General features: G+C 65.9%; 16 protein-coding genes. 8 read left to right on the top strand and 8 right to left on the bottom strand.

The genetic code is table 11. The features are described 5' to 3' along the window. Positions 1-112: 112 nt before the first annotated feature. Complete coding sequence (locus JVX91_RS07275) at positions 113-766, bottom strand: TetR/AcrR family transcriptional regulator (RefSeq protein ID WP_205338653.1); 654 nt, start codon at positions 764-766, stop codon at positions 113-115. A gap of 245 nt (positions 767-1,011) precedes the next feature. On the opposite strand from JVX91_RS07275, the gene JVX91_RS07270 reads away from it, so the two are divergent. The 6 genes from JVX91_RS07270 (at position 1,012) to ggt (ending at position 7,638) form a co-directional block, all read left to right on the top strand. Beyond that, positions 1,012-2,442, top strand: coding sequence for a coniferyl aldehyde dehydrogenase (locus tag JVX91_RS07270; RefSeq protein ID WP_205338652.1), 1,431 nt, complete (start codon positions 1,012-1,014; stop codon positions 2,440-2,442). Positions 2,443-2,477: 35 nt separating this feature from the next. Further along, complete coding sequence (locus JVX91_RS07265; protein WP_205338651.1) at positions 2,478-3,023, top strand: twin-arginine translocation pathway signal protein; 546 nt, start codon at positions 2,478-2,480, stop codon at positions 3,021-3,023. Between the two features lie 39 nt (positions 3,024-3,062). Continuing rightward, entirely contained in the window at positions 3,063-4,658 is a 1,596-nt protein-coding gene (locus JVX91_RS07260; protein ID WP_205338650.1) for a GMC family oxidoreductase, read from the top strand. A gap of 287 nt (positions 4,659-4,945) precedes the next feature. Beyond that, entirely contained in the window at positions 4,946-5,425 is a 480-nt protein-coding gene (coaD, locus tag JVX91_RS07255; protein WP_024767001.1) for a pantetheine-phosphate adenylyltransferase, read from the top strand. A gap of 134 nt (positions 5,426-5,559) precedes the next feature. Then, a complete protein-coding gene (locus tag JVX91_RS07250) occupies positions 5,560-5,811 on the top strand; it encodes a YfhL family 4Fe-4S dicluster ferredoxin (protein ID WP_024767002.1) in 252 nt (83 codons plus the stop codon). Between the two features lie 123 nt (positions 5,812-5,934). Beyond that, positions 5,935-7,638 (top strand): gamma-glutamyltransferase, encoded by a 1,704-nt coding sequence (gene ggt / locus JVX91_RS07245; protein ID WP_205338649.1) that lies wholly within the window; start codon positions 5,935-5,937, stop codon positions 7,636-7,638. Between the two features lie 11 nt (positions 7,639-7,649). Here ggt and JVX91_RS07240 read toward each other — a convergent pair whose 3' ends face one another. The 6 genes from JVX91_RS07240 to nudE all read right to left on the bottom strand — a co-directional run bounded on the left by JVX91_RS07240 (position 7,650) and on the right by nudE (position 12,963). After that, positions 7,650-9,497, bottom strand: coding sequence for a Na/Pi symporter (locus tag JVX91_RS07240; protein ID WP_205338648.1), 1,848 nt, complete (start codon positions 9,495-9,497; stop codon positions 7,650-7,652). Positions 9,498-9,567: 70 nt separating this feature from the next. Then, a complete protein-coding gene (locus JVX91_RS07235) occupies positions 9,568-9,906 on the bottom strand; it encodes a multidrug transporter (RefSeq protein WP_205338647.1) in 339 nt (112 codons plus the stop codon). A gap of 83 nt (positions 9,907-9,989) precedes the next feature. Next, the gene (locus tag JVX91_RS07230; RefSeq protein WP_205338646.1) at positions 9,990-10,568 is read right to left on the bottom strand and encodes a lysophospholipid acyltransferase family protein; all 579 of its coding nucleotides are present in this window, start codon (positions 10,566-10,568) and stop codon (positions 9,990-9,992) included. A gap of 81 nt (positions 10,569-10,649) precedes the next feature. Further along, positions 10,650-11,462, bottom strand: coding sequence for a bifunctional DNA-formamidopyrimidine glycosylase/DNA-(apurinic or apyrimidinic site) lyase (gene mutM, locus JVX91_RS07225; RefSeq protein ID WP_205338645.1), 813 nt, complete (start codon positions 11,460-11,462; stop codon positions 10,650-10,652). Between the two features lie 116 nt (positions 11,463-11,578). Beyond that, complete coding sequence (gene cysQ / locus JVX91_RS07220) at positions 11,579-12,397, bottom strand: 3'(2'),5'-bisphosphate nucleotidase CysQ (RefSeq protein WP_205339955.1); 819 nt, start codon at positions 12,395-12,397, stop codon at positions 11,579-11,581. Continuing rightward, complete coding sequence (gene nudE / locus JVX91_RS07215; RefSeq protein ID WP_205338644.1) at positions 12,397-12,963, bottom strand: ADP compounds hydrolase NudE; 567 nt, start codon at positions 12,961-12,963, stop codon at positions 12,397-12,399. Before nudE ends, cysQ begins: the two co-directional genes overlap by 1 nt. 126 nt (positions 12,964-13,089) lie before the next feature. On the opposite strand from nudE, the gene yrfG reads away from it, so the two are divergent. Continuing rightward, positions 13,090-13,752 carry a GMP/IMP nucleotidase gene (gene yrfG, locus JVX91_RS07210; RefSeq protein WP_205338643.1) on the top strand — a complete coding sequence of 221 codons (663 nt, stop codon included), beginning with the start codon at positions 13,090-13,092 and terminating at the stop codon, positions 13,750-13,752. A 52-nt stretch (positions 13,753-13,804) separates the two neighbouring features. On the opposite strand, the gene lysM is transcribed toward yrfG, so the two are convergent. Continuing rightward, positions 13,805-14,242: a peptidoglycan-binding protein LysM gene (gene lysM / locus JVX91_RS07205; protein WP_037018714.1), complete on the bottom strand. Its 438-nt coding sequence runs from the start codon at positions 14,240-14,242 to the stop codon at positions 13,805-13,807. Between the two features lie 142 nt (positions 14,243-14,384). Between lysM and JVX91_RS07200 the strand changes: the two genes are divergently transcribed. Continuing rightward, a complete protein-coding gene (locus JVX91_RS07200) occupies positions 14,385-15,281 on the top strand; it encodes a LysR family transcriptional regulator (protein ID WP_205338642.1) in 897 nt (298 codons plus the stop codon). Positions 15,282-15,312 lie beyond the last annotated feature (31 nt).

The raw sequence follows: 15,312 nt of genomic DNA, 5'->3' as shown, positions 1-15,312 counted from the left end.
GAAACCACGGTCTCAGCCGGCACTATCTACTCCCTCTCCCTTCGGGAGAGGGCTGGGGTGAGGGAAATGGGGTTGCTGAGGAGTATCCCGGTAGAGCTTCTGCTTTCCGCAGTCAGCCTTCCAACGGCACATACAACCGATCAAACACCGCCGCCACCGCCTCGCGGAACGGCGGTGCAATGTGCCCGCTTTCCAGCGCCAGCACCTGGTAGATGCCGCGCCGCATCAGCGCTTCGCTGAGGTCGCTGGCCACCTCGCGGGTCGTGCACAGGTAACGCACCCAGGAGGTGAGGATGATCCAGGCGTTGAGGGTCAGCGCCTCGAGCTGGGGTTCGTCCATCTGCAGGATCCCGGCCTCGACGAAGCCCCGGTAGATCGCCTTGGCGTTGTCCATGGCGCGGCGGGCGAAGGAGCGATAGCCGGCGGCCAGCTCCGGGTCGGAGTCCAGCAGGTGCTCAAGGTCGCGGTGCAGGAAGCGGTAGTGCCACATCGCGGCGAGCAGCGCCTCGAGGTAGAAGGTCTTGTCCTCCACCGTCAGCGCGCGGCCCTCGGGCAGGTGCAGGAACTGGTCGACGTGGCTTTCGTACTCGGCGAACAGCTGGGCGATGATCACCTGCTTGTTGCGGTAGTGGTAGTACAGGTTGCCCGGCGAGATGCCCAGGTGCGCGGCGATGTGGTTGGTGGTGACGCTGCGCTCGCCCTGGGCGTTGAACAGCTCGAGGCTGGCCTGGGCAATGCGGTCACGGGTATTGATGCGTGGTGCCATTCGCGAAACTCATCGAAGCGGATTGCGCGGACGCAAAGGTACACCGATTGCTACCACCTGACACAACTCCGGGGTGCGCCCAACTTTTCGTTGGCTGGGCCTGGCGGCGCGGAAACGGCATGCTGATTGACACTCTAGAGCAATTGCTCTAAAAAACCAGCGACAGCATAAAAACGCGAAGCATCCGACTTCCTTGTGTGAACCACCGGAGAGCTTCCCCACCCGCTTCCGCCAAGGAGCCCGTCATGGTTGCCGATATCGCCTACCTGCAGCAGACCCAGCAGCAGATCAGTCAGCTGGAAACCCTTCTCGAACGCCAGCGCCAGGCGTATCGCGCCAATCCGATGCCGGGCGCCGGCCAGCGCATCCAATGGCTGAAGAGCCTCGCCAACCTGCTGGTGACCGAGCAGAAGGCGATCATCGATGCCATCAACAGCGACTTCAGCAACCGCTCCGCCGATGAAACCCTGCTGGCCGAAGTACTGCCCAGCCTGCACGGCGTGCATTACGCGACCAAACGCGTGAAGAAGTGGATGAAACCGTCGCGCCGTTCCGTAGGCATGCAGTTCATGCCGGCCTCGGCCAAGGTCATCTACCAGCCGCTGGGCGTGGTCGGCGTGATCGTGCCGTGGAACTACCCGCTGTTCCTCGCCATCGGCCCGCTGACCGGGGCGTTGGCCGCCGGCAACCGGGTGATGATCAAGATGAGCGAATCCACACCGGAATCCGCCCGCGTCCTGAAGGAGCTGCTGGGCAAGATCTTCCCCGAGGACCTGGTCGCCGTGGTGCAGGGTGAAGTCGATGTCGGGGTAGCCTTCTCCAAGCTGCCCTTCGACCACCTGCTGTTCACCGGCGCCACCAGCGTCGGCAAGCACGTGATGCGCGCCGCCGCCGAGAACCTCACCCCGGTCACCCTGGAACTGGGCGGCAAGTCGCCGGCCATCGTCTCGGCCAGCGTGCCGATGAAGGACGCCGCCGAGCGCATCGCCTTCGGCAAATCGCTCAACGCCGGGCAGACCTGCGTGGCGCCGGACTACGTACTGGTGCCGCAGAACCGCGTCGACGAGTTCGTCGAGAGCTACCGCCAGGTGGTCCAGGGCTTCTTCCCGAAACTGGAGAACAACCCGGACTACACCGCGATCATCAACGAGCGCCAGCTGTCGCGCCTGAACGGCTACCTCGCCGACGCCCAGGCCCGCGGCGCCACCGTCGTGCCGCTGTTCCCACAGTCCCAGGGCCGCCGCCTGCCGCAGGCGCTGGTGCTGAACGTGACCGACGAGATGAAGATCATGCAGGAAGAGATCTTCGGCCCGCTGCTGCCGGTGATCCCCTACCAGAACCTCGACGAGGCGCTCAGCTACGTCAACGAGCGCGACCGTCCGCTGGCGCTGTACTTCTTCGGCTACGACAAGCGCGAGCAGGACCACGTGCTGGCCCAGACCCATTCGGGCGGCGTGTGCCTGAACGACACCCTGCTGCACGTCGCCCAGGACGACATGCCCTTCGGCGGCGTCGGCCCGTCCGGCATGGGCCACTACCACGGCCACGAAGGCTTCCTGACCTTCTCCAAGGCCAAGGGTGTGTTCAGCAAGCCGCGCTTCAACGCTGCGCGGGTGATCTACCCGCCCTACGGTAAATCGCTGCAGAAGCTGGTCTACAAGCTGTTCATTCGCTGACCAGCGCCCTCCAAGACACAGGTGAAAAAATAAGAATGACAGACACCTCCCTGAGCGCGCCGGGACTCTCCCGGCGCGGCGTGCTCAAGATCGGTCTGCTGGGCGGGGCCTTCCTCGCCACGGCGGGCGTCACCGCCAGCCTCAGCGGCTGCTCCGCCAGCACTCCGGCCAATGGCTTTGCCGTGCTGCGCGATTCCGATCTGCCTTTCCTGCGCGCGCTGATCCCGGTGATGCTGGCCGGCGCCGTACCCGCCGAGCGCATGGCTGAAGCCGTCAAAGGCACCATCCAGAGCCTGGACAACAGCCTGAACCACCTCTCCCCGGAAATGCTCAAGCTCACCGTGCAGCTGTTCGATGTGCTCGCCCTGCCGATCACCCGCGGGCCGCTCACCGGTATCTGGGGTAGCTGGGACAACGCCAGCGCGCAGGACGTACAGAACTTCCTGAACCGCTGGCAGAACAGCTTCATCTCCCTGCTGAAGATGGGCCACAGCTCGCTGCTGCAACTGGTGATGATGGCCTGGTACAGCCGCCCGGAATCCTGGGGCCATTGCGGCTACCCGGGTCCGCCGAAGATCTGATGTCGCCAGAACAACAAGAATTCGCCTGAGAGACTCCCGATGCCTGTACCTGATCTGTTCGCCGAGGGCCTGGCCCGCGGTTGGAAAGTCCACAACGGCTCGCGCCTGGACAAGGACCTGACCCTGGAAGCCGATGTCGTGATCGTCGGCACCGGCGCCGGCGGCGGCACCACCGCCGAAACCCTCAGCGCCGCCGGCTACAAGGTGCTGCTGGTGGAGGAAGGCCCGCTCAAGACCAGCAGCGACTTCAAGATGCAGGAAGCCGACGCCTACCCGAACCTGTACCAGGAAGGTATCGGCCGGATGAGCAAGGACGGCGCCATCACCATCCTCCAGGGCCGCGCCGTGGGCGGCACCACATTGGTCAACTGGACCTCCAGCTTCCGCACCCCGGAGCCGACCCTGGAGCACTGGGCCAAGGAACACGGCGTGAAGGGCCACAGCGTCGCCGAGATGGCGCCCTGGTTCGAGAAGATGGAACAGCGCCTGGGCGTCGCGCCCTGGATCATGCCGCCCAATGCCAACAACGACGTGATCCGCAACGGCTGCGAGAAGCTCGGCCTGCACTGGAAGGTCATTCCGCGTAACGTTCGTGGCTGCTGGAACATCGGCTACTGCGGGATGGGCTGCCCTACCAACGCCAAGCAGTCGATGCTGGTCACCACCATTCCGGCCACCCTGGAGAAAGGCGGCGAACTGCTGTTCCTCGCCCGCGCCGACCGCCTGCTGCTCGACGGCAACAAGGTCAGCGGCCTGGAATGCTCGGCCATGGACGAACGCTGCGTCGCCCCCACCGGCCGCAAGATCACCATCAAGGCGCGCCACTACGTGCTCTCCGGCGGCGGCATCAATACCCCGGCGATCCTCCTGCGCTCCAAGGCGCCGGACCCGAACGGCCGCGTCGGCCAGCGCACCTTCCTGCACACGGTGAACTTCAGCGCCGCGCTGTTCGACGAAGTGATCAACCCCTTCTACGGCGCGCCGCAGTCGATCTATTCCGACCACTTCCAATGGGACGACGGCGCCACCGGGCGCATGTCCTACAAGCTCGAAGTGCCGCCGCTGCAACCGGCGCTCAGCGCCACCCTGCTCGGCCGCTTCGGCGAGGACAACGCCCTGCGCATGGAGCAGTTGCCGCACACCAACGTGATCCTGGCGCTGATGCGCGACGGCTTCCACCCGGACAGCGCGGTGGGCTCCGTCAGCCTGCGCGGCGACGACACCCCGGTGCTCGACTACCAGATGACCGACTACACCTGGGACGGCATCCGCCGCGCCTTCCACACCATGGCCGACATCCAGTTCGCCGCCGGCGCCAAGGCCGTACTACCGCTGCATGCCGACGCTGGCTATGTGAAGACCGCCAAGGAGGCCCACGAGCTGATCGACAGCCTGAGCCTGGAGCTGTACCGCACCCGCCTGGGCAGCGCCCACGTGATGGGCGGCTGCGCCATGGGCGAGGACCCGAAGCAGTCGGTGTGCGACAGCCTCGGCCGCCACCACCAGCTGGAGAACCTGTCGATCCACGACGGCTCGCTGTTCCCCACCAGCATCGGCGCCAACCCGCAGCTCTCGGTCTACGGCCTCACCGCGCAACTGGCCGATGCCCTGGCCAAGCGGCTGGGCAAGGCCTGAGACCGCTCCCGTAGGGCGCATAACGCGCCAGCGCTATCCGCCGCAGGTTGGCCGGCGGATAACCCGTTCCGGGTTATCCGCCCTACAAAACCGAGCAGAATCGGGCGAAACCACGCGCGCAGGCTCTGGCACGCGGCCTGCGCGTGACTCATCGGTCTCTCGCCGGTTATCTCAGGTAGTCCGTTCACAGAAGCACTACCAAGGTCGCTTGGCCCCACGGACATGCTGCGTTACCATCCGCCCGCTATTGCACCAGCCTGCCAACAAGAGCCGACCAGGACGCCGCGATGAATCGAGTGTTGTACCCGGGTACCTTCGACCCCATCACCAAAGGCCATGCCGATCTGGTCGAACGCGCCTCGCGACTGTTCGACCAGGTGATCATTGCCGTCGCCGCCAGCCCCAAGAAGAATCCCCTGTTCCCGCTGGAACAGCGCGTCGAGCTGGCCCGCCAGGTCACCTCGCACCTGCCCAATGTAGAAGTCGTCGGCTTCTCCACGCTGCTCGCGCATTTCGCCAAGGAGCAGAACGCCAACATCCTGCTGCGCGGCCTGCGCGCGGTGTCGGACTTCGAGTACGAGTTCCAGCTGGCCAACATGAACCGCCAGCTCGCGCCCGACCTGGAAAGCATGTTCCTCACGCCGTCGGAGAAGTATTCCTTCATCTCCTCCACCCTGGTGCGCGAGATCGCGGCGCTGGGCGGCGACATCACCAAATTCGTCCATCCCGCGGTGGCCAGCGCCCTGGCCGAGCGCTTCAAGCGCTGATCCGCGCGGCCGCCAAGGATGGCGGTTTCCGTCAGCTGACTCCCTGACCGCGTGCACTACGCGCGCCGATACGGCACAATTTCACCATTGTTGCTACCGATCGCCATGGCTGCCGCCGTGGTTGGAGTTGTTCGATGTCCCTGAAAATCACTGACGATTGCATCAACTGCGACGTCTGCGAACCCGAGTGCCCCAATGCCGCGATCTCCCAGGGCGAGGAGATCTACGTCATCGACCCGAACCTGTGCACCGAGTGCGTCGGTCACTATGACGAGCCGCAGTGCCAGCAGGTCTGCCCGGTCGACTGCATCCCCCTCGACGAAACCCACGTCGAGAGCAAGGAAGAGCTGATGGAGAAGTACAAGAAGCTCACCGGCAAGGCCTGACCTCGCGCGTTTCGACACTTTTTCATTGAGATCTCACAAACCCGCGGCGTTCTGGATTGTCTATCCTCCACGTTTGCCCCGTTTGGTTTTCCAGCCGGCACCACCGGCGGTCCGTGAGATGCCATGTCCCTGTTGAATTCCCGTTCCCGCGCCTCCCTGCTCGGCTTCTGCGGCCTGCTGTTGCTCAGTGTCGCCCTGCAGGCTGCGGAACGTCCCGCGCAAGCCAGCGTCGCCACCGCACACCCATCCGCCACCGTAGCGGGCCTGGAAACCCTCGCCGACGGCGGTAACGCCTTCGATGCGGCCGTGGCCATCGCCGCCGCGCTGGCGGTGGTCGAGCCCTATGGCTCGGGCCTGGGCGGTGGCGGCTTCTTCCTCCTGCGCAAGGCCGGCAGCCCGCCGACCTACCACTTCATCGACGCCCGCGAGCGCGCTCCGCTGGCCGCCCACGCGCGGATGTACGAGCGCAACGGCAAGGTCGATCCTCAGCTCTCGCTCAACGGCCCGCTGGCCGCCGGCATCCCCGGCCTGCCCGCCGCCCTCGCGGATATCACCAGCCGTTATGGTCGCAAGACCCTGGCGAACAATCTCGTGCCGGCGATCCGCCTGGCCACCGATGGCGTGTCCATCGACCGCGTCTACATCGACCGCGCCTCCTGGCGCCTCGACGCCATGCGCCAGGACCGCGAGACCGCACGCATCTTCCTCGACCAGGGCAACCTGCCGGAGGAATACAGCCTGATGCGCCAGCCGCAGTTGGCCAACACCCTGGAGAAATTGTCGCGCTACGGGCGCAGCGGTTTCTATGAGGGCGAGACCGCCGAGAAGCTGGTCGAAGGCGTACGCGCCGCGGGCGGCGTCTGGACGCTCCAGGACCTGGCCGGCTACCAGACCGTCGAACGCCCAGCGCTGCGCTACCCGCTGGCCGACGGCAAGGAGCTGATCAGCGCCCCACCGCCCTCCGCCGGTGGCATCGCCCTGGCACAGAGCCTGGGCATGCTGCAGCAGTTGCCCTGGCAGAAGGCCGAACCCGTGCAGCGCGTCCACTACGTCGTCGAGACCCTGCGCCGCGCCTACCGCGACCGCGGCCTGCTGGGCGACCCGGACCGCGTCGCCAACCCGGTCAACCAGTTGCTCGCACCGGATTACCTGAAGCGCCTGGCCGCCGGCATCGATCCGCAGCGCGCCACCCCCAGTTCTTCGCTGCCGCCCGCGCCCGCCTGGCGCGAGGGCGATCACACCACCCACTTCGTGGTGATGGACGCCGACGGCAATGCGGTGGCCGCCACACTGTCGGTCAACCTGCCCTTCGGCGCGGCCTTCACCGTGCCCGGCACCGGCGTGCTGCTCAATGACGAAATGGACGATTTCGCCACCGACATCAGCGGTGCCAACGCTTATCAGTTGGCCGGCAGCCAGGCCAACGCCGTGGCAGGCGGCAAGCGTCCGCTGTCGAGCATGAGCCCGAGTTTCATCGAGAGCCCCACCGAGCTGGCCGCCTTCGGCACGCCGGGCGGCAGCCGGATTCCCAGCATGGTGTTGCTGGCGATGCTGGATTACCTGGACGGTAAGCCGGTGCAGCGCTGGGTTTCCTCGCCGCGCTACCACCACCAGTTCCTGCCCGACGTGATCGAGCACGAACCGCGCGCCTTCAGCGCCGCCGAGATGGCCGACCTGCAGCGCCGCGGCTACACGCTGAAGGACGTCGGTCGGGCCTACGGCAATCAGCAGGTACTGCTGTGGAACAAGAAGTCCGGCGAAGTGCAGTCCGCCAGCGATCCGCGCGGCATCGGGCTGGCCACCGAACTGGCGGCGCCGCTGCGCTGATCAGGGATTTCTCAGGGCAGGATGAGGCCGGGCGCTTCGTCCTCGCCCGGCTCGAACAGGCCGTGCTCGGTGCCCAGTTGCAGCACGTTGCGCAGGCTCTGGATGATGCGGCTGACGTAGCCCAGGTCATTCATCAGCGAACTCATCTGCAGGCCATCCAGCTCATGACGACGCACGGCGGCGAACAGGCGCTGGCGGAACGCGCCGTCGAATTCGGCAGCGCTTTCGTCGAACAGTTGCAGCCGAGCCCGCAGCGCCTCTTCCGGTAACTCACTGCCGATCAGCGAGCCCAGCGCACGCACTTCCCGCAGCATGGCGACCAGGTGACGGCGCAGCTCGACGTAGGTATCGCGCAGTGCCGAAGGCTCGCCCTGCAGCGCCTGGCCGAGGTTCTTCTGCAGATGCTTGGCATCCTTCACCGCATCCACCAGCTGCAACGCCACCACCTGGCAGGACAGCCAGAAGCGCTGATGCTCTTCGTCCAGCGGCACTTCCAGGCGCCCCATGAAGCTCAGCAGATCGCCATACACGCCCTTTATATGGCGCTGGTAGAGCGTTTCCGCGCCCAGAGCGTGGCGATCCGGTGCCGCCAGCAGTTGCTCTTCGTCGATACGCGGCTGGGTGAGCATGTCCACCGGCAGGTAGAGCGCGTGGCAGATCACCTCGATGCTCAGCCGGCCGAGATGGCGCAGCTCCTGCAACACCGCGCTGGCGGCAGCGTCGGCGGAATCCAGCGCGCGTTCGTTGAGGTAGCGCGCATGGGTGCGCTCGATGGTGGGCATCGCCGGCGCCATGTCGGTGATCAGCACCTGGGGCTCCTCGACTTCCGGCAGCCAACGCACCAGCGCCTTGGCCAGCGCGCCTTGCAGGGGCCAGAACAGCGCCACACCCATGCCGTTGAACAGGGTGTGGAACAGCGCCAGCTGGATCATCGGATTGTCGGCCAGCCCCAGCGGCGTCACCAGCCAGTGGACCAGCCAGGTCAACGGTGACAACAGCAGGAAGGCCAGCACACCGGTCACCACGTTGAACAACACATGGGCCAGCGCCAGCCGCTGTCCGCTGCGGTTGCCGCCCAGAGAGCCGACGAAGGCCGTGGTCACGCTGCTGCCCACATTGGAACCGATGGCGATGGCCAGGCTCTGGCCCAGCTCCAACTGGCCGCCGGCCAGGGCCGCAAGGGTCAGCATCAGGGTCGCATGGCTGGATTGCAGGACCACGGTGATGAGCAGGCCGAAGGTGACGAAGAGCAGCGCGCCGAGCATGCCCTCGGCGCGCAGCTCGCTCATGTCCATGGCATCACCGAAGCTCTGGAAACCTTCCTTGATCTGGTCGATGCCCAGGAAGATGAAAGCGATGCCCAGCAGGATCCTCCCAGCCGCCTTGCTCTTGGCGCCGTTGAACCCCATCAGGATGCCGAACACCAGCAGCGGCAGCGCCAGCGGACTCAGGCTGAGATTCTGCCCGGCCAGCGCGAGCAACCAGATGCCGCTGGTGGCGCCGAGATTGGCGCCGAACAGAATGGCGATGCCGCCCGCAAGCTGAATCAGCCCGGTGCTGATGAAGGCGATGGTAAGCAGGGAAACCAGGGTGGAAGACTGCAGCAGGAAGGTGCCGAACAGGCCGAACAGCAGGCTCTTGCCGCGCGTAGCGGTGCTCTTTTCCAGCCAGCGTTCGAGCTGGCTACCGGCGAGGTCGCGCAGGCCCTCTTCCAGGCACTGCATGCCGAACAGGAACAGCGCCAGCCCCGCTCCCAACTGCAGCAGGCCGGCGCTGGACCAGAAGGTATACCCCAGGGCGATGGCGACCAGCAGCAGAAGCAGCGGACGCAGATGCTTCTTCAGACCGGTCAGGTTCATCGATTACCCGCAGGCTTTGCCCGGTGAACCGGGCTTTCGAGGCGGCACGGCCGCCCCGGAACAGGACCGATCAGTCCTTCTTGTAGCCGCTGGTGGTGCAGCCCAGGCAGCGCACGAAGGCGGCCTTGCCCGGATCCACCACCAGCGCCTGGCCCGCTTCCTTGACGTTGCCGCCGGCCGCGCTGAACGGCAGGGTCACCACGAAGGCCGCGGTGCCCACCACGGTGGCGGCGATCAGCAGCGGACGGGCGAAGATCAGGTCGCCCATCATCGCGTAGGCCGGCGGGGCCTCGACGGTGTACATCGGGTCGCCACTCGCGTTGCTCACCGCATCCTGGGCAACAGCCGGCAGCGCCGACAGTCCACAAGTCAGAGCCATTGCAGTGGCGGTGGTGCGGAACAGGTTCATGGAGGGAAGTCCTTTTTAGTGTAGTTGGGCAGGCAGACTGCCATAACTATAACAGCGCTCCATGACTTGTCGCGTGACAGCCTTCAATCACCGAAGAATGCGTATTCAGGCTTTTTCGGTACAAAAGGTCGGTAGAAGTCCAGCATCCGGCGCAAGTCGGCGGCCTCGTCGCCGGTGGGCCAGAACGGCTCGCCGAGGATGATGCGCCGTCCCGGGTAATCCAGCGCCGCCAGCACGATGGGTACCCCCGCGCCACGGGCGATGTGGTAGAAGCCCATCTTCCAGCGCTCGACCTTCTTGCGCGTGCCCTCGGGAGAGAGGATCAGCATCATTTCGCGGTTGTCGTGGAACGCCTGGATCGCCTGGTCCACGGTGTTCAGCTTGAGGTGGCGCTGGATCGGGATGCCGCCCCAGCGGCGCATCAGGCCGCCAAAAGGCGCACGGAAGATGGTGTGCTTGCCGAACCAGCGGGCGTTCAGGCGCAGCACGAACTTGGTCGCCAGAAACAGGACGAAATCCCAGTTGGACGTGTGGTGCGCGCCGATCACCACGAACTTGTCGAGCTTGGGCAGCGCCCCCTCGATTCGCCAGCCGGCCACGCGCAGCATGGTGTGGCCGAGCGCCTCGGCGAACGGATTACGGGGCAGATAATTGCCGGACATGAATCACCTGAAGGCCCCTCGATGGAGGCCATTGTTGTTATGGAGTAGAAAGCGGCGGAAGGTTAGCGGCGTGCGCCGCCCTCAGCGTTGGCAGCGCGGACAGTAGACGCTGGCGCGCTGGCCGAGGCGCACGTCGCGCAGGGTCGTGCCGCAGACCTTGCATGGCTCGCCGCCCCGTCCGTAGACGAAGAGTTCCTGCTGGAAGTAGCCGGGCTGGCCGTCGCCACCGACGAAATCGCGCAGCGTGGTGCCGCCGCGCTCGATGGCGATCGCCAGGATGCGCTTGATCTCCTGGGCGAGCTTCACGTAGCGCGCCCGGGAGATGGTCCCGGCCTCGCGGCGCGGATCGATACCGGCGGCGAACAGCGCCTCGGTGGCGTAGATGTTGCCCACGCCGACCACTACCGCGTTATCCATGATGAAGGGTTTGACCGCCATGCTGCGGTTACGCGACAGCTGGAACAGGCGCTCGCCTTCGAAGGCATCGGTCAGCGGTTCCGGGCCGAGGTGGCGCAGTAGCTCGTGCTCCAGCGGCGTCAGGCTCCAGAGCAATGCCCCGAAGCGGCGCGGGTCGGTGTAACGCAGCGCCATGCCCGATTCCAGCTCGATATCCACATGCTCGTGGCGCGCGGCCGGGGTGCCGCACTCCACCAGACGCAGGCTGCCGGACATGCCCAGGTGGCTGATCAACGTGCCCACCTCGGCATTGAGCAACAGGTACTTGGCACGCCGCTCCACCTGCACGATGCGTTGCCCGGACAGGCGCACGTCGAGGTCCTCGGGGATCGGCCAGCGCAAGCGGCGCTCACGGACGATCACACGGCTGACGCGCTGGCCTTCGAGGTGGGGCGCGATGCCCCGGCGGGTGGTTTCGACTTCGGGTAGTTCAGGCATGGATCACTACTGCTGAGAGCTTTTCTGTAGGAGCGAGCTTGCTCGCGAACGAGTCGACCGGCAACACCGGCGTCAAGCGGGTTCGCGAGCCAGCTCGCTCCTGCAACGGTATCGGGTCAGTCCAGCACGCGAGCCAGGCGGATCAGCTCCTCGCGCCACTCCGCAGCCTTGGGCAGCGCCAGGAAGGACTGGTTGAGCATGCTTTCGCGGGCCTCGTAGGTGAACGGCGCGCCGTGCACGTCGAGCACTTCGCCGCCGGCGCCTTCCAGCACACCCTGGGCGGCGGCGGTGTCCCACTGCGAGGTCGGCGCCAGGCGCGGGTAGCAATCCGCCGAGCCTTCGGCCAGCAGGCAGAACTTCAGCGAGCTGCCGATATTGGCCAGTTGCAGGTCACCGAAGTGCTGCGCCAGGCCGGCCAGCAGGCTCTCCTGGGCGGGACTCGAATGGCGTTTGCTCGCCACTACCGTGAAGATATCTTCCGGGCTGGTGCGCACCTCGATCGCCTCCGGCTCGCCATCGCGCTCCTCGCGCCAGGCGCCAAGACCGGTGCCGCCGTAGTAGCAGCGACCGCTCGCCGGGATGCCGACCACGCCGAAGACCACACGGCCCTGCTCGATCAGGGCGACGTTGACGGTGAACTCGTCGCTGCCGGCAATGAACTCCTTGGTGCCATCCAGCGGGTCCACCAGCCACCAGCGGGTCCACTGGGCACGCTGCTCCAGCGGAATATCGCAATCCTCTTCCGACAGCACCGGAACGTCCGGCGCCAGGGCGCGCAGCCCATCGGCCAGCACCCGATGAGCGGCCAGGTCGGCGGCGGTGACCGGCGACTCGTCAGCCTTGAGCTCGACGTTCAGATCGCCACGCCAGAACGGCAGGATCACGTCGCCCGCCTTGTGGACCAGATCGATCACGGCGGGCAGGAAAGCATTCATCACGGCTGGAATTCCCCTCGTTGGGTCAGCAGGTCACGCACCAGGTACAGCGCGGCCAGGGCACGCCCTTCGCTGAACTGGGCATGCTGGGCGAGGCTGGAAAGCTCTCGCAGATTGATCTTGTCCACGCGCATCGGCTCGGGCTCGTCGCCGGGCAACGTTTCCTCGTAGAGATCGCGCGCCAGTACCACCTGGATACGTTGACTCATGTAGCCGGGCGACAGCGAGAGCTCGGTGATGTACTCGAGCTGATGGGCGCCGTAGCCGGCCTCTTCCTTCAGTTCGCGATTGGCCGCATCGAGAATGTCCTCGCCCGGCTCCACCAGGCCCTTGGGCAGCGACAGCTGGTACTCGTCGACCCCGGCGCAGTATTCCTCCACCAGCACGGCGTGCTCGGCATCGAGCATGGCGATCACCATCACTGCGCCGTAGCCCTGCGCCTTGCCCACCAGGCGCTCGTAAGTGCGCTCGACGCCATTGGAGAAGCGCAACTGCAGCTCCTCGACGGCGAACAGCCGGCTTCGGGCAACGATCTCGCGGGCGAGAACCGTGGGTTTCTGACGCATGGGGCGACTCCTGGGGGTGGCCGGGTCGGCTATGATAACCCGCCTTGTCCGATTCTCCGTGTCAGATATTGCGCCGATCCCGCCCATCGGCAGCGCAATTGCGACACCCTTTTGCGAAAGCCCAGCATGCCACGCCTGCCCTGGACCGACATCGATACCGTCCTGCTCGACATGGACGGCACCCTGCTCGACCTGCATTTCGACAACCATTTCTGGCTCGAACACTTGCCGCGCCGCTACGCCGAACACCACGGCATCACCCGCGCGCAGGCCGATGCGGAGCTTCTGCCGCTGTTCCGCGACCACGCCGGCCAGCTCAACTGGTACTGCCTGGATTTCTGGAGCCGCGAGCTGAAACTGTCGATCCGCGACCTCAAGCGCGAAGTGGCCGACCTTATCGCCCTTCGCCCGGATGCGGACCTGTTCCTTGCGCAGTTGCGCGCCCACGGCAAACGCGCGGTGCTGATCACCAACGCGCACCGCGATTCGCTGTCGCTGAAGATGGAACGGGTGGAGCTCGCCCCCTGGTTCGACCGGCTGATCAGCTCCCACGACTACGGTTTCCCCAAGGAAGACCAACAATTCTGGCAGGCGCTGCATGCGGATGTCGGCTTCGAACCGGCGCGCAGCCTGTTCATCGACGACAGCCTGCCGATCCTCCGCGCCGCGCGGACGTTCGGCATCGGCCATCTGCTCGCGGTACGCCAGCCGGACAGTCGCCAGGGGCCGAAGGACACCGAGGAATTCGCCGCCCAGGAAGACTACCGGACGCTACTCGACGGCTTGTGAATCGCGGGACTGCAGAAACAGCGAGCCCGGCGCTGGGCCGGGCTCTTGGACCTCACTCCGGAATCCGCAGCACCTGGCCGGGATAGATCTTGTCCGGATGGCTGAGCATCGGCTTGTTCGCCTCGAAAATCTTGTTGTAGAGATTGGCGTTGCCGTACTCCGCCTTGGCGATGGCACTGAGCGTATCGCCCTTCTTCACGGTGACGAAACGCGCCTCGGCAGCCGGCGTGGCGACGGTGATGTGGTCTTCCACACCCGATACGCCCGCGACATTGCCCAGCGCCAGCAGGATCTTCTCCTTCTCTTCCTGGCTGGCCACCTCACCGGTGGCGATCACCTTGTCGCCCTCGACGCTGACCTGGATATTCGGATTGCCCAGACCGACCTTGGCAATATGGTCCTTGAGCGATTCGGCGGCCTGCGCCTCCTGGCCCACGATGCTTTCCCACAGCTTCTCGCCGGCTTCCTTCACGAACGCAAAAATGCCCATTTCCAACCTCCCTACGGTTACAGTGACAGGCGGCCGGCATTGGGCAGACCGCGGTCCGATGCAGTCTAGTCGGCAAGAGCGAACTGGCCCGCCGGATTAGTCCCAAACACGACAAAGCGCCGCTTCCCGGAGTCGTCCGCCGATGGACATCAAGCAACTCAAGTTCCTCTGCGCCCTCGACGAGACGCGGCATTTCGGCCAGGCGGCGGCGCGCTGCCACGTCACCCAGCCGACTCTGTCCATGCGCGTGCGCAGCCTGGAGGAGGAGCTGGGTCTGGAACTGGTGCGGCGCGGCCAGCGTTTCGAAGGCTTCACCGAAGCCGGCGAACGCGTGCTCGCCTGGGCGCGCAGCCTGCTGGCGGCCCACGATGGCCTGTACGCCGAGGCGGCCGCGTGCCGTGGTCAACTGGTCGGCACCTTGCGCCTGGGCCTGGTACCGCTGGCGGGCTTCGACCCGATGCGGCTGATCGAGCTGTTCGCCCAGCGCCACCCGGAGCTGCGCTTCCAGCTGTTCGCCCTGAGTTCGGAACATATCCTCGAAGGACTCGGGCGCAACCAGCTGGACCTCGGCCTGTCCTACCTCGACCGTATCGATCGCGAGCACTTCGAAGGCCTGGAACTGGCCGCCACGCGCATGGGCCTGCTGCATGACCGTCGGCATTTCCAGATCGATGCCCCGACCCTGAGCTGGGACGCGCTGGTGGAACTGCCGCTGGGGCTGCTATCGGCCGGGATGCACTTTCGCCAGTCCATCGACCACGGTTTCCGCAGCCGCGGCCTGACGCCCCAGCCACGCCTGGAAACGGATGCCGTGCACCAACTGCTGCAAGCCGTGGAGCGCGGCCTATGCTGCGCGATCATGCCGCTGGGCAGCGGGCTGGACACCCACGGCGAGCATTTCGCGCTCACCCCGATCGACGACGCGCGCACCCTCTCCCCGCTGGGACTGATCCTGCGCCGCAGCGAACCACGCTCTGCATTGGCCGAAGCCTGTTTCCGCGAAGCGGCCGCTCTGCTGGGCGCTGCTGCGGCGCCATGATAGACGGTGTCGATCACGGCATCGACAGGAC

This window comes from Pseudomonas sp. PDNC002 (genome assembly GCF_016919445.1).
GTDB lineage: Bacteria > Pseudomonadota > Gammaproteobacteria > Pseudomonadales > Pseudomonadaceae > Pseudomonas.
The sequence above is the reverse complement of the archived record's forward strand: the minus strand, read 5'-3'. Positions and strand labels throughout refer to the sequence as shown.

What these genes read in the sequence shown, in the direction of transcription:
- JVX91_RS07200 (WP_205338642.1), top strand. Translation starts at nt 14,385, where the DNA reads ATGGACATCAAGCAACTCAAGTTCCTCTGCGCCCTCGACGAGACGCGG.
- nudE (WP_205338644.1), bottom strand. Translation starts at nt 12,963, where the DNA reads ATGCGTCAGAAACCCACGGTTCTCGCCCGCGAGATCGTTGCCCGAAGC.
- coaD (WP_024767001.1), top strand. Translation starts at nt 4,946, where the DNA reads ATGAATCGAGTGTTGTACCCGGGTACCTTCGACCCCATCACCAAAGGC.
- JVX91_RS07240 (WP_205338648.1), bottom strand. Translation starts at nt 9,497, where the DNA reads ATGAACCTGACCGGTCTGAAGAAGCATCTGCGTCCGCTGCTTCTGCTG.
- yrfG (WP_205338643.1), top strand. Translation starts at nt 13,090, where the DNA reads ATGCCACGCCTGCCCTGGACCGACATCGATACCGTCCTGCTCGACATG.
- JVX91_RS07265 (WP_205338651.1), top strand. Translation starts at nt 2,478, where the DNA reads ATGACAGACACCTCCCTGAGCGCGCCGGGACTCTCCCGGCGCGGCGTG.
- JVX91_RS07235 (WP_205338647.1), bottom strand. Translation starts at nt 9,906, where the DNA reads ATGAACCTGTTCCGCACCACCGCCACTGCAATGGCTCTGACTTGTGGA.
- ggt (WP_205338649.1), top strand. Translation starts at nt 5,935, where the DNA reads ATGTCCCTGTTGAATTCCCGTTCCCGCGCCTCCCTGCTCGGCTTCTGC.
- JVX91_RS07270 (WP_205338652.1), top strand. Translation starts at nt 1,012, where the DNA reads ATGGTTGCCGATATCGCCTACCTGCAGCAGACCCAGCAGCAGATCAGT.
- JVX91_RS07275 (WP_205338653.1), bottom strand. Translation starts at nt 766, where the DNA reads ATGGCACCACGCATCAATACCCGTGACCGCATTGCCCAGGCCAGCCTC.
- lysM (WP_037018714.1), bottom strand. Translation starts at nt 14,242, where the DNA reads ATGGGCATTTTTGCGTTCGTGAAGGAAGCCGGCGAGAAGCTGTGGGAA.
- JVX91_RS07250 (WP_024767002.1), top strand. Translation starts at nt 5,560, where the DNA reads ATGTCCCTGAAAATCACTGACGATTGCATCAACTGCGACGTCTGCGAA.
- JVX91_RS07260 (WP_205338650.1), top strand. Translation starts at nt 3,063, where the DNA reads ATGCCTGTACCTGATCTGTTCGCCGAGGGCCTGGCCCGCGGTTGGAAA.
- cysQ (WP_205339955.1), bottom strand. Translation starts at nt 12,397, where the DNA reads ATGAATGCTTTCCTGCCCGCCGTGATCGATCTGGTCCACAAGGCGGGC.
- JVX91_RS07230 (WP_205338646.1), bottom strand. Translation starts at nt 10,568, where the DNA reads ATGTCCGGCAATTATCTGCCCCGTAATCCGTTCGCCGAGGCGCTCGGC.
- mutM (WP_205338645.1), bottom strand. Translation starts at nt 11,462, where the DNA reads ATGCCTGAACTACCCGAAGTCGAAACCACCCGCCGGGGCATCGCGCCC.